12 protein-coding genes are annotated in these 13202 nt (G+C 62.7%); 2 read left to right on the forward strand and 10 right to left on the reverse strand.

Annotated elements, in window-relative coordinates:
* Window positions 1–4 precede the first annotated feature (4 nt).
* From RW095_RS30335 to RW095_RS30375, 9 genes are all read right to left on the reverse strand, one after another.
* A complete protein-coding gene (locus tag RW095_RS30335; RefSeq protein WP_317022408.1) occupies window positions 5–670 on the reverse strand; it encodes a hypothetical protein in 666 nt (221 codons plus the stop codon).
* 762 nt (window positions 671–1432) lie between these two features.
* Window positions 1433–2245 carry an N-formylglutamate deformylase gene (hutG, locus tag RW095_RS30340; RefSeq protein ID WP_317022409.1) on the reverse strand — a complete coding sequence of 271 codons (813 nt, stop codon included), beginning with the start codon at window positions 2243–2245 and terminating at the stop codon, window positions 1433–1435.
* Window positions 2246–2311: 66 nt separating this feature from the next.
* Complete coding sequence (locus RW095_RS30345) at window positions 2312–3709, reverse strand: formimidoylglutamate deiminase (RefSeq protein WP_317022410.1); 1398 nt, start codon at window positions 3707–3709, stop codon at window positions 2312–2314.
* Window positions 3710–3724: 15 nt separating this feature from the next.
* Window positions 3725–4954 carry an imidazolonepropionase gene (gene hutI / locus RW095_RS30350; RefSeq protein ID WP_317022411.1) on the reverse strand — a complete coding sequence of 410 codons (1230 nt, stop codon included), beginning with the start codon at window positions 4952–4954 and terminating at the stop codon, window positions 3725–3727.
* Between the two features lie 84 nt (window positions 4955–5038).
* On the reverse strand, window positions 5039–5707 hold the full coding sequence (locus tag RW095_RS30355; RefSeq protein WP_317022412.1) for a HutD/Ves family protein: 669 nt from the start codon (window positions 5705–5707) through the stop codon (window positions 5039–5041).
* Window positions 5704–7398 (reverse strand): urocanate hydratase, encoded by a 1695-nt coding sequence (gene hutU, locus RW095_RS30360; RefSeq protein ID WP_317022413.1) that lies wholly within the window; start codon window positions 7396–7398, stop codon window positions 5704–5706. The genes RW095_RS30355 and hutU overlap by 4 nt, the downstream gene beginning before the upstream one ends.
* Before the next feature lie 65 nt (window positions 7399–7463).
* Entirely contained in the window at window positions 7464–8159 is a 696-nt protein-coding gene (gene hutC, locus RW095_RS30365) for a histidine utilization repressor (RefSeq protein WP_087753145.1), read from the reverse strand.
* 91 nt (window positions 8160–8250) lie between these two features.
* Window positions 8251–9774: a histidine ammonia-lyase gene (gene hutH / locus RW095_RS30370; protein WP_128594786.1), complete on the reverse strand. Its 1524-nt coding sequence runs from the start codon at window positions 9772–9774 to the stop codon at window positions 8251–8253.
* A gap of 353 nt (window positions 9775–10127) precedes the next feature.
* The gene (locus RW095_RS30375) at window positions 10128–11042 is read right to left on the reverse strand and encodes a LysR family transcriptional regulator (RefSeq protein ID WP_317022414.1); all 915 of its coding nucleotides are present in this window, start codon (window positions 11040–11042) and stop codon (window positions 10128–10130) included.
* A gap of 105 nt (window positions 11043–11147) precedes the next feature.
* Between RW095_RS30375 and RW095_RS30380 the strand changes: the two genes are divergently transcribed.
* On the forward strand, window positions 11148–12059 hold the full coding sequence (locus tag RW095_RS30380; RefSeq protein ID WP_128585737.1) for an NAD-dependent epimerase/dehydratase family protein: 912 nt from the start codon (window positions 11148–11150) through the stop codon (window positions 12057–12059).
* Window positions 12060–12188: 129 nt separating this feature from the next.
* Complete coding sequence (locus tag RW095_RS30385) at window positions 12189–12371, forward strand: hypothetical protein (protein WP_128594783.1); 183 nt, start codon at window positions 12189–12191, stop codon at window positions 12369–12371.
* Window positions 12372–12407: 36 nt separating this feature from the next.
* Here RW095_RS30385 and RW095_RS30390 read toward each other — a convergent pair whose 3' ends face one another.
* Window positions 12408–13172 (reverse strand): DUF899 domain-containing protein, encoded by a 765-nt coding sequence (locus tag RW095_RS30390; RefSeq protein ID WP_317022729.1) that lies wholly within the window; start codon window positions 13170–13172, stop codon window positions 12408–12410.
* Window positions 13173–13202 lie beyond the last annotated feature (30 nt).

A 13202-nucleotide genomic window follows, 5' to 3' on the forward strand; every position in this document is an offset into this window, starting at 1 on the left:
CCGGTCAATCGCCTTCACCAAGCTGCCCGAGCAAAGCCTGCAGTCTCTCGACATGCCTGAGCAGCAGATGCCGATGCTTCTCGATCTGTTCGAGCCGCCCGGCAAGATCGGCCTGGATCGGATCGTCCGCATCGGCGGCGGCGATCACGTCTTCCACTTTCGATCGCAACGACGCGAGTTCAACCGGCGCATGCACGATATGCCGCTCGAAGCGCCGAACCTCTTGTACCGCGAGTTCACGGACCTTGCGAAAATACGCCTGGCGTCGATGCGCTTCGGCGTCGATGGTCTCGTCCTCGACGCGCCTGGCAGGCGACGCCTGGCCAAAAATCGGCTCAGGCGGCCGCAGCACGGTCTTCTTCCGCACGGGATGCGCGGTGCCGCGAAAGCGCGCGAGGGGCTGCTCGTTGTCGATCGCTTCGCGCGCGTTGGCCGGGATCTCGGCTTCGGTGTGCGGCGTATTCATCCAGCCATTCGGCAAACCCGTCACCGCTTCTATGCCACGCACGAACTCCTCGCTGAATTCGCGCTGGCCGGACAACATCAACTTCAGATAGCTCGCGGAGAAAGTCATCATGCGTGCGAGGCGACTGGCCGCGCCCACCTCGCGCGTCAACAGCACGAGATTCGCGCGCCAGACCGGGAGCAGCAATTCGTCGGAATCTTCCATCGCTGGGTCTTCCATCTTTTGCCCGATGTAAAGACGACGCCGTTGCGAGCGTCATCGTTTTGAAAGGGTAGCCGTTGCAGGGCCTCACTGGCAAGCGGCGCACGCGGTCGCACACGAGGCCATGCATCGACTCTGCTCGCGTCGCTCAACGTCAATGCACATAGCCGTTTGCGCCCTTCGCCGCGCTGTTCGACAAGTTGCATCGGGACGACGTTCCTCCGCCCCGCGCGCCGATGTGGCATGCTTGCGAACCGTGCGGCATAGGTCGTGCTGCATCGTGAGTTTCCCAACACCGATTAAGGGTTTTGTAATGAAGAAAATTGTTCTGGCCATTGCCGCAGCCGCCGCTGCTCTCAGCGCAATCGCTCCCGCACAAGCTTATGAGCATCATCACCACCAGGTGTGCCATAAGGTGCACGTGCATCATCACTGGGAACGCCACTGCCGCTAATCGTTGCCTTCACATCGAGGGAAACGACGGCCGCCCCGAACGCCGTGCGTCGCGCGCATCGCAAAGCCCCGCTACTTGCGGGGCTTTTTTTATCGACGGATTCGCGCGGCGCAAATGGATACGTGAGATGCGGACGCCCATAACGCCATACGTTGTGCGCGAAAGGCGCGGCGCGCAATCGCGGACACACGCTGTTACACCTTCGCGGTGTGAGCCGACGCGTGGGAGCTGCCGAGATTTACGGCAGCTCCGCGAACCGCGTGGAAATGATGGAAGAGGTATGGAAAAACAGCAGGGTTGCGAGGCCGCGGTCAACCGGCCTTGACACGCTCCAGCGCCGTCGCGACCAGTCGCTCGAGCAGCGGCTCGACCTCCGCCGCAAGCGCTTGATCGTACGCGTACGGCGGCTGTTCCTGCATATAGGTGATCTGCGACAACTCCAACTGCACCGCGTGCACACCTTGCGAAGGCTGACCATAGTGCCGCGTGATGTAGCCGCCCTTGAAGCGCCCATTGGCGACAGCCGAATAGTCGCCATGTCGCTCGACCACAGCCGCCAGTTCCTCGCCCAAACCCGCCACCGCGCTTGCGCCGTTCGAAGTGCCGAAATTGAAATCCGGCAAGCGTCCTTCGAAGAAACGCGGCACATGCGAGCGGATCGAATGCGCCTCCCATAGCAGCGCCTTGCCATGTTGCGCTTTGAGCGCGGCAAGTTCGCCCGACAGAGCGTCGTGATACGGCATCCAGTAAGCATCGCGACGGCGGGCCACTTCGGCCTCGTCCGGCAGATGGCCTTCCAGGTACAACGGCTCCTTGTCGAAGGTATCGACGGGCAAGAGTCCCGTTGTATCCTGGCCCGGATAGAGGTTCGCTCCGTCAGGCGGACGGTTCAGATCGATCACATAGCGGGCGTAAGTGGGCGCGAGAATCGACGCGCCCATGCGTTTCGCGAACGCATAGAGCCGGTCGAGATGCCAGTCGCAGTCGTCGGTGCGAAACGCCGCGGGGGTCATCGCCGCGGCGATGTCGGCGGGTATCTGGGTGCCCACATGCGGGATCGAGATCAGCAACGGCAGGCTTCCTCGATGCAGCGTGAAAACCGGCGGAGTATTCGAAGCAGTCATGTCAGTTCTCTTTCGCAGGATCTTTGCAGTGACGCAGGCACGCAATGCACGATGCGCTGCTTTACATCATTTGAGCAGGTCGGCGAGCGCCACGCGATAGCGCGCGTAAGCACCCTCTTCGTCGCGATGCCGCCGATTGTCGACTACCTTGTCGCCGCCTGCATACACATCGCGGATGGGCGTCTCGCCGTGCTCGCAGAATACAACGCCAGAGAGCCACGCGTTCGACGCATGCTCGGCAATGCTCGCATGATTCGGGTCGAGCACCAGCCAATCCGCGCGATGGCCCGCTTGCAATGCGCCCGTCGCGCGACCCGTTGCGTGCGCGCCGCCTTCGACCGCCGCATCGAAAAGACGGTCTGCCACATACGGCGTTTGCGCGGACGCGAGCACGTTGCGCTGCCGGCGCGTCAAACGCTGCCCGTATTCGAGCAGGCGCAATTCCGCGCGCCAGTCCACGCCGATATGACTATCCGAGCCGACACCGATGCGCCCTTTCGCGTCGAGATACTCCTGCGCGGGGAAAAGGCCATCGCCGAGATTCGCTTCGGTGGTCAAACACAAGCCGGCCACCGCGCCGCTCTTCGCGAGCGCAAGCGTCTCGTTGGCATCGACATGCGTGGCGTGCACGAGGCACCATCGGCTGTCGACGTCGAAACGGTCCAGCAGCCATTGGACCGGACGCGCGCCCTCCGTTTCCACGCAGGCTTCTACTTCGGCAGTCTGTTCCGCGATATGGATGTGAACCGGAGCACTGCCGTCGAGCCCGCCGAGCAGCTCGCGCAACGATTGCTCCGAGACGGCGCGCAACGAGTGCGGCGCCACCCCGTAGCGCAGCGCCGCATTTTCAGGCCGCGCGGCGCGCAATGCGTCGAGCAGTTCGAGCAGGCTCCCAGGCGTATTGATGAAGCGCCGTTGGTCGTCGCGCGGCGCGCGCGCGCCAAAGCCGCTGTATTGATAGAGCACCGGCAACATCGTCATGCCGATGCCGCTCGCCGATGCTGCATCCACCACGCGTTGCGCGAGTTCCGCCGGGTTGCCATAACGGCCGCCGTCCGGCGTGTGATGCACGTAATGGAACTCGCACACTGACGTGTAGCCCGCCTTCAGCATCTCGATGTAGAGCCATTGCGCGACGCTAGCCAATCCCTCGGGCGTGATACGCGCGGCAAAGCGATACATCAGATCGCGCCAGCTCCAGAAGTTGTCCGTGGCGCCTGTAGCCGATGCCGCGCGATATTCGGTAAGGCCGGCCATTGCGCGCTGAAACGCATGCGAATGAAGATTCGGCATGCCAGGCATTATCGGGCCCGCCGCTGTGGCCACGGACGCAGGCACGTCGCGCGTGCCGGGCTCGACCCTCGTCAGCGTTCCGTCGACGTTCCATTCCAGCAGTACGTCGCGGCGCCAGCCGCCCGGCAGGTATGCGTGCTCAGCGAATAGCGATTGTTTTGCTTGTGTCATATCTCAGGTCCTGGATCAATTCGCGCCGCGTATCGAAGGACGATAAACCGTCTCGCCCGCGCGCACGACCCGCGCGCACAACGGACGCCCAATCCAGTAAGCTAATTCCGCGAGCGAATCGACCGACCACACCGCGAAGTCGGCCGCGCGGCCTACTTCCAGCGAGCCGTGCCGGTCCGCCTTGCCGAGCGCGCGCGCCGCATGCGAGGTCACGCCCTTCAGCACTTCGGGCACGGTCATGCGGAACAGCGTGCTCGCCATGTTCATCATCAGCAGCAACGAGGTGGTGGGTGAAGTACCGGGATTGCTGTCGGTGGAAATGGCAATCGGCACCTCGTAACGCCGTAGCAGATCGAGCGGCGGCAACTGCGTCTCGCGAATGAAGTAATACGCGCCCGGCAGCAACACGGCCACCGTGCCGGCTTCTTTCATTGCGGCGACGCCGGCTTCGTCGAGAAACTCAAGGTGATCCGCGGACAGCGCCCGATGGCGCGCCGCGAGCGCCGTGCCGCCGCCGTTGGACAATTGCTCCGCGTGCATTTTTACCGGCAGCTCGTAGCGCGCGGCGGCATTGAACACGCGCTCGCTCTGCTCGAGCGAAAAGCCTATGCGCTCGCAAAACACGTCGACCGCGTCGACCAGACCTTCGTCTGCGAGCACGGGTAGCATGTTGTTGCAGACTTCGTCGATATACGCGTCGGCGCGGCCCGCGAATTCGGGCGGCAATGCGTGCGCGCCGAGGAACGTCGTGTATGCCGTCACCGGATAACGTTCGCCCAGCCGGCGCGCGACGCGTAACATCTTGCGCTCGCTGTCCAGATCCAGTCCGTAACCGGATTTGATTTCGACCGCCGTCACGCCTTCGGTAAGCAAGGGTTCGAGTCGCGCGGCCGATTGCCGAAACAACTCGTCTTCGGTCGCGGCACGCGTTGCGCGCACCGTGGACACGATGCCGCCGCCTTGCCGCGCAATCTCTTCATAACTGACGCCTGCGAGGCGCTGCGCGAATTCATCGGCACGTTGCCCGCCGTACACGAGATGCGTGTGGCATTCGACGAGCCCCGGCGTCACCCACGCGCCATGCAGATTTTCGCGCGGCCACGCCGCGTATTGCGCGGGCAATCCGGCGGCCGCGCCGAGCCACGTGATATTGCCGTCTTCAACCGCTATCGCGGCATCGGGCAGCGTATGTTCGGGATCGCCCTGAGGGCACAAGTTCAGTTGATGCCAGACGGTTTGCTTCATCGCGTGCTCTTGCAGCTCGTTGCGTGTGTATGGAGGTCCCCGCGCATGCGCTGCCGTGCGACGTCACGCACGCGCGAACCATGGTCATCGTTGCGTGTAGCGGATGCTGATTGCGAGCAGCGCGCCCGTGCCTTCCATGTTGCATGGCAGCGCATTCGGCGTATCGATGCGCAACGCGTCGCCAGTTTGCAGCCACTGCGCGTGTGCGTTGCCGTGCGCGCCGGCCAATGTGACCGCAAGCGGGCCATTTGCGCAGTAAAGCAGCACGACGTCGGCGGACAACGTTCGTTCTTGCTGCGTCTCGTGCTGGGCCGCGCGCCACACTTCGAGCTCGCCCTGCGCCGAGTCGCGACGCACCATCAGGTTGAAGTCGCGCGTCGCACCGTCGACAAGCCGCGCGTCGATCGCCGTCTCGCCACTGAAGCGCGCGATATCGAACGGCCGTGTCAACGCGTGGGTCTTCACCGTGTGGTCCGATTTGGCTTCATCGAGCAACATGCCCGCGCCGGACAACAGCACGAGCGTGCGATCGATGCCCGCGAATCGCGAGAACGGCCCCGCTTGCGCGACATCTGCCACACTCACGCGCCATACGAACGTGTCGAGCCCCGCGTCCGCAGGAAACGCCGCCACTTCGCGCGTGAGCCCGCCGCCGTTTTTCCACGGTACGGCTACGAGTTCCGCTCCACGGATCAATGTAACGGCGCGCGCCGAGCCGCTCGCCACAGCGCCTGTGCTGCCCGCAGACGTCATGCTGAGCGGCCCAGCATCGGCAGATTGAGGCCCGCTTCGCGCGCCGTTTGCTGCGCGAGTTCATAGCCGGCGTCCGCGTGACGCATCACGCCCGTCGCCGGGTCGTTGAACAAGACGCGGCCGAGGCGTTCTTTCGCGGCGTCCGTACCGTCCGCGACGATCACGACGCCCGAATGCTGGCTGAAGCCCATGCCGACACCGCCGCCATGATGCAGCGACACCCACGACGCGCCGCCTGCCGTATTCAGCAACGCGTTGAGCAACGGCCAGTCGCTGACTGCGTCCGAGCCGTCCTTCATCGACTCGGTTTCGCGATTCGGGCTCGCCACCGAACCGGTATCGAGGTGATCGCGGCCGATCACGATCGGCGCCTTCAGTTCGCCGTTCTTCACCATCTCGTTGAACGCCTGGCCCAAACGGTAACGATCCTTCACGCCGACCCAGCAGATACGCGCCGGCAATCCCTGGAACGCGATGCGTTCGCGCGCCATGTCGAGCCAGTTGTGCAGATGCGGATCGTCGGGAATGAGTTCCTTGACCTTCGCGTCCGTCTTATAGATGTCCTCGGGATCGCCCGACAGCGCGACCCAGCGGAACGGCCCCTTGCCTTCGCAGAAGAGCGGGCGGATGTACGCCGGCACGAAGCCGGGAAAATCGAAGGCGTTTTTCACGCCCATTTCGAGCGCCATCTGACGAATGTTGTTGCCGTAATCGAGCGTGGCGGCACCGCGTTCCTGCAGCGTCAACATGGCTTGCACCTGCTTGGCCATAGACTGCTTTGCCGGGACGACGATCGAATCCGGCGCGGTCTTCTGACGCTCGCGCCAGTCTTCGACCTTCCAGCCTTGAGGGAGGTAGCCATGAATCGGATCGTGCGCACTCGTCTGATCCGTCACACAGTCCGGCGTGATGCCGCGCGTCACGCACTCGGCGAACACGTCGGCGGCGTTGCCGAGCAAACCGATAGACACGGCCTTGCCCGCCTGCTTCGCTTCTTCGAGCATGGCGAGCGCTTCGTCGAGCGTCTTCGCTTTCTTGTCCACGTAACGCGTCTTCAGACGGAAGTCGATGCGCGTCTCGTCGCATTCGACTGCGATCATCGAGAAGCCGGCCATCGTCGCGGCGAGCGGCTGCGCGCCGCCCATGCCGCCCAGACCTCCCGTCAGGATCCAGCGGCCCGCCGGATCGCCGTTGAAATGCTGGTTGGCCACCGAGAAGAACGTTTCGTACGTACCCTGTACGATGCCCTGGCTACCGATGTAGATCCAGCTGCCCGCCGTCATCTGGCCGTACATCATCAGGCCCTTGCGATCGAGCTCGTGAAAATGCTCCCACGTCGCCCAATGCGGGACCAGGTTCGAATTCGCGAGCAGCACGCGCGGCGCGTCGGCATGCGTGCGGAAAACGCCGACAGGCTTACCCGATTGAATCAGCAGCGTCTCGTCTTCGTTCAGATCCTTGAGCGAAGTAAGGATCTGGTCGAAGCAATCCCAGTTGCGCGCCGCACGGCCGATGCCGCCATACACCACGAGCGCGTGAGGATGCTCGGCTACTTCGGGGTCCAGATTATTCTGGATCATCCGGTACGCGGCTTCCGCGATCCAGGTCTTGCAGGTCTTCTCTGCACCACGGGGCGCGCGGATCGTGCGAGTGGGATCGAGACGCGGGTCGATGTGTTTCGGGTTGTTCATGGTGGCCCTCGGAATGCCTGAAGATGATCGGGAAATGTCAGGGAAAAATCAGGGAAAAGCGAAAATCAGAAGTGTCCGGTGAAACGGTAACGGCTGCCCGGATGCCACAGATTAGCGATTGAAGCGACCTGGCTTTGCGACCACGTTCGCCGATGCAGCACGAGGCAAGGCTCGAGTTCGTCCATGGTCAAAAGCTCGCGGGTGTCGCCGTCCGCCGCCAATGCCTCGATGCGATACTCGACGCGCTGCAACGGCGCGACCCGCACGAGATACTGGTTCGGCGTGGTGTTCGTGAAATCCTGCAACGCATATTCGGGTGCGACAGCCGGATTGACCCAGCGCTCTTCGAGCTGCACCGGCTCGTCGTTTTCGAAATGAAGCACACGGGAATAAAAAATCGGACTACCCGCGCTCACCTGCATTTCTTCGGCGAGCGCCGCATCAGCGATGCTCGCGCCAATGTGCAACACCTTCGCCTGATAACGATGACCACGCGCGACGATTTCGTCGGAAATACTGCGGATCGCCACCAGCGTAGATTCGTACTTGGGGCGCGCCACGAAAGTGCCCGAGCCTTGCACACGCGTCAGCACCTGCTCCGAGGTCAGCTCGCGCAGCGCGCGGTTCACCGTCATGCGAGCGACGTTGAATTCGCGTGCAAGCTCGTTCTCCGAGGGCACCTGGTCGCCTTCGCCCCATTCGCCCGCGTGGATGCGCGCGAGGATGAAGTCCTTGATGCCCTGGTATGCGGGTGCGTTCATTGGCTGCTGGGTCTCATGGTCCGATCGGGGCGCTCAGGTGCACCTGGGGCGCTTAGGGCGCTCAGTTGCGCGTGGCCCCGCACGGATTCGCTTACTGTTCGGATACGAAGGAAAACGGGCTCAGCTTCGCAATCGTGCCGTTCTGCACGAGACGCGTAACGGCCGCGATGTCCGGCGCGAAGTAGTGATCGAGCTCGTAATGCGCGACGTCCTTGCGCACCACGTCCATCGCTTTCTGCAAACTCGGGCTCGTCTTGTGCGGCGCGCGCAGGTCCACACCTTGCGCGGCGGCGAGCAATTCGATAGACAGAATATTGGCCGTGTTTTCGGCGATGTCGCCAAGCTTGCGCGCAGCGAACGTGGCCATCGAAACGTGATCTTCCTGGTTCGCGGACGTGGGCAGCGAATCGACGGAGGCCGGATGCGCGAGTGTCTTGTTTTCCGATGCGAGCGCGGCAGCCGTCACATGGGCGATCATGAAGCCGGAGTTCACGCCGCCGTCGCGCACGAGGAACGGCGGCAGGCCCGACAGCGTCGCGTCGATCAGCAACGCGATACGGCGTTCGGCCAATGCGCCGATTTCCGCGGCGGCGAGCGCGAGATTGTCCGCGGCGAATGCGACCGGCTCCGCGTGGAAGTTGCCGCCAGACAGCACTTCACCGGTGTCAGGGAAAATCAGCGGATTGTCGGACACGGCATTGGCTTCGAGCAGCAGCACGTCGGCGGCGTGACGCATCTGGTCGAGACACGCGCCCATTACTTGCGGCTGGCAGCGCAGGCTGTACGGGTCTTGCACCTTGTCGCAATCGGCGTGCGACACGTTGATGCCCGAGCCTTGCAGCAGTGAGCGATATGCCGATGCCGCGTCAATCTGGCCTTGATGCCCGCGCAATTCGTGAATGCGCGCGTCGAACGGCTTGACCGAACCGGCCGCCGCATCGACCGACAACGCGCCCGCCACCAGCGCGGTGCGATACAGGTCTTCGATCGCGAACATGTTGTAGAGCGCGAGCGCAGTCGACGCCTGCGTGCCGTTCAGCAGCGCGAGGCCTTCCTTCGCTTGCAACGTGAGCGGCTTCAGACCGACCAGTGACAGGCCTTCGGTGGCCGGCAGGCGTTCGCCCTTCGCGAATACTTCCCCTACGCCGAGCAGAACCGCCGACATATGCGCGAGCGGCGCAAGGTCGCCCGATGCGCCGACCGATCCCTTCACCGGAATTACCGGCAACACGTCGGCGTTGTAGAGCGTGATCAGCGCTTCCATGACTTCGCGGCGAATGCCGGAATGGCCGCGGCCGAGGCTCGACAACTTCAACGCGATCAACAGACGCACGACCGGGCGCGACATCGGCTCACCCACGCCGACCGCGTGCGACAACACCAGATTGCGTTGCAGCAGTTCGAGCTGGTCATGCGGGATATGCGTGCTGGCGAGACGCCCGAAGCCCGTGTTGATGCCATACGCAGGCTCACCCTTCGCGGCAATGTCCGCTACCGCTTTCGCACATGCGTCGATAGCCGCGTGGCTCGCGGGATCGAGTCGCAGCGGCACATGTTCACGCGCGATCTGGCGCAGTTGCGGGAGAGTCAGGTGGCCGGGCTTCAGAGTCATCATGGTTGTCGTCCTGTCTATACAATTCGAGAGAAGTCTAGCTGCGCCGTCTTGTATATACAACTTGTTTTTAATGCTTCGGAGACCAGGGCTTTCCACTAAGGCCTTCTGCGTCGCATCACAGCACGGTCCGGCATCCGCTTGTTGCAGCGCCCGATGCCAGGCCGCTCGAACCAGGTGCGCCTCGTTCACCGCCAACTTGTATATACACGTTCAAAAACCAGCTCGCCAAGCGGACAAAAACATCGCCTGCGTTAAGGAGCAGGCTGGAGAAACATCAGCTCATAACGCGACGAAGTCCGCCGACTCATGCGAGCCGCGGGCTTCCGTCTGGAGCGGTGACTTCGAGTGCGCCGCTACAACCGCACTCTTGCCGCCATGAAATCCAGAAAGCACTGCACACGCCCCGCGAGCGACGCGCTCTGGTAATACACCGCGCTGACCGGCTGGCGCTCGTCGAGTAGCACATTGCCGAGAATCGGCACGAGGCGAGCCTCGCGGATATCGGCGGCTATCATGAACTCAGCGAGGCACGCGATGCCCCAGCCCGACAGCGCGAGTTGCCTTAAGGTCTCGCCGCTCGATGCGGTGATCGACGGTTCGATTTTCAACGGCCCTGCGTTGCCGTTGCGGCTCCCCTTGCCTTTGCTCCGCTCGCGCAACGGCCAGCGGTTCAGATGCTCCGGCGCGGTGAATCCGATCAGCCGATGCTCGCCTAACGCGTCGACCGTTTTGGGTTCGCCGTGCTCGGCCAGATACGCGGGACTCGCGACCACGCGCAGTTTGCTGCTGCCGAGCGCGCGAGCATGCAGCGTGGAGTCCTGCAACGCGCCAATCCGGATTGCGATATCCACCTTCTGCTCCAGCAGATCGACGATCCGCTCGTTGCTCGTCAACTCCAGCCGGATCTCGGGATAAAGCTCGGAAAACGCCGTCATATGCGGGGCAATGCAGTGAAGCATGAACGGCGACGCCGCGTCGACGCGCAAGCGCCCCGAAGGCCTGCGGCGCTTGCGCGTGACGGATTCCTCGGCTTCTTCCATGGCGTCGAGAATGGCCCGGGCTCGCTGCAGGAAGCTTTCGCCCTCTTCGGTCAATTGCAAACGGCGTGTCGTGCGCCTCACCAGCGCCGTGTCGAGCTTCTTTTCGAGGCGCGTGAGGGCGCGGCTCACGCCCGACACGGTCTGCCCGAGCTTTTCCGCAGCCGCCGTGATCGAGCCGCTGTCGATTACGGTGACGAACACCAGCAACTCGTCGGTGGAGGTTTTCATTGTTGATTCACAGTCAAGATTGATTTGAGACTAACACGCTTTTTGCGAGAATCAAGACGGCGGATACTGCTTGCCTGTCATCGTGTTTCCACTCAGGAGAAGGTCTTGAAGATTTTCATTACAGGCGCGGGCGGTTTTATCGGCGGTTCGATTGCGGCGCATCTCGTGCGCGCCGGTCATCAGGTACGTGGTCTGATCCGCAAGCCCGAACATAGCGACGAACTCAAACGGCTCGGCATCGAACCGGTTATCGGCACGCTCGACGACCGCGCGTTGCTGATTGCCGAGGCGCAAGCCGCCGACGCTGTCATCAATGCCGCCAGCAGCGATCACGAAGGCGCGGTGAGCGCGCTGATAGAAGGACTCTCGGGCTCGGGCAAACCGTTCTTGCACACGAGCGGTTCGAGTATCGTCGGCGACGCATCCGGCGGCGAAGCGGCCGAAGCGCGCATCTATCACGAAGACGCGCTGCCGGAGCCGACCGCCGACAAGGCCGCGCGCGTCGCGATCGACCGCCGGGTCCTCGAAGCCGCGCAGCAGAACATCCGCTCGGCGGTGCTATGCAATACGCTCATCTACGGCCACGGCGCGGTAGCGGGCAGCGCGAGCGTGCAGTTGCCGCGCCTCGTGCGACAGGCGCAAAAGAGCGGCGTGGTGCGACACGTCGGCAGCGGCGGCAACACGTGGTCGAACGTGCATATCGACGACGTCGCGGAGCTCTATCGTCTCGCGCTGGAGAAAAGCCCGGCCGGCACGTTCTACTTCGTCGAAAGCGGCGAAGCGTCGTTCCGCGAGATGAGCGCGGCCATCGCGCGCGCGATGAAGCTCGGCGAGCCGCAAGACTGGCCGCTCGAAGAAGCGCAAAAGGAATGGGGCTACGAAATGGCTTCGTACGGGCTCGGTTCGAATAGCCGCGTACGCGGCGAGCGCGCACGCAAGCTGTTGGGCTGGCAGCCCAGGCGCACGTCGGTGATCGACTGGATCGAGCACGAGATGATGTCAGGGCCGGCGGCGTAAGCTCGCGGTCTTCTTCGTAATTTGTGTAAGCACCGGCGTTGCAAATCCGTAAGCTCGGCTCGATAAAATCCTGCTCATCTGACCCGTGCGGCTCGATGCTCGAGCCGCACACGAGCCCGCATTTGATCGATGACCATGGCGTTGAATTTCGACTGGCTGACCAACCTGCTGGCGATCCTGTTCGTCGTGGCGTGCCTTTACGATGCACGCTACGACGAATACGGCACGTTGACGCTGTCAGCGGCCTTGATGGGTCTCGCCGTGATGGCGATCGAGCTCTTTCTCAAGCCCGCGTTCGACATGGCGCTGTAGGCGCGCGGCGCTCCACTCGCCCCTCTCGCAGATTCACTAACCGCAAGCGGCACAACCGCCGCCGTTCGTCTCCTTCTCCTCATATCGGTCGTGGTGCTTGACCCAATCGATAAGACTGCCCGCTTCATTGCGCCCTTTCGGCGTAACGTCCAGATGCGCGTAGGTATTGATGAACCGCTCGTCGCCGCGGCCATAGCAGGAATACGTGTGATAAACGTCGCCGTTCGCGTCTTTATAGAAGACACTATGGCCGTGTAGTTCGTCGATGCCGACGTCCTGCTCGGTGAAGTTATAGAAGGCCTTCTTGCTCGCCAGTTGTTCGGGCGTGAACGACACGTGATAGTCGAAATTGAAATCGCTTCCGTCCGACGACACCCACGGAAACGTCCAGCCCATGCGTTTTCTAAACGCTTCGATCTTCGCGAGCGGCGCATGCGAGATAGTCACGTACGACACATCGTGATGTTCCAGATGCGTGACCATACCGACCAAGTGATCCGATAGGAACGAACAGCCAATACAACCCTCCTCCCAGTCCGGCCCAAGCATGAAGTGATAAACGATCAACTGACTGCGCCCGTCGAAGAGATCGGCAAGTGATTTGCGGCCCTGCGGCGTATCGAACACATACGTCTTGTCCACCTTCACCCACGGTAGTTCGCGGCGCTTGCGGGCGAGTTCGTCACCGGCGCGCATGTGCGCTTTTTCTTCCACCAGCAGCGCCCTGCTCGCCTCCAGCCATTCCTGCCGCGAGCCAACCCGGTGTTCCGGGTCTCGCTGAGATTGCATTGGTGATTGCATCGGTTCCATTTGCGGCTCCTTTACAGTGAC

The sequence above is a fragment of the Paraburkholderia kirstenboschensis genome, from assembly GCF_032806925.1.
Classification (GTDB): Bacteria; Pseudomonadota; Gammaproteobacteria; order Burkholderiales; family Burkholderiaceae; genus Paraburkholderia; species Paraburkholderia kirstenboschensis.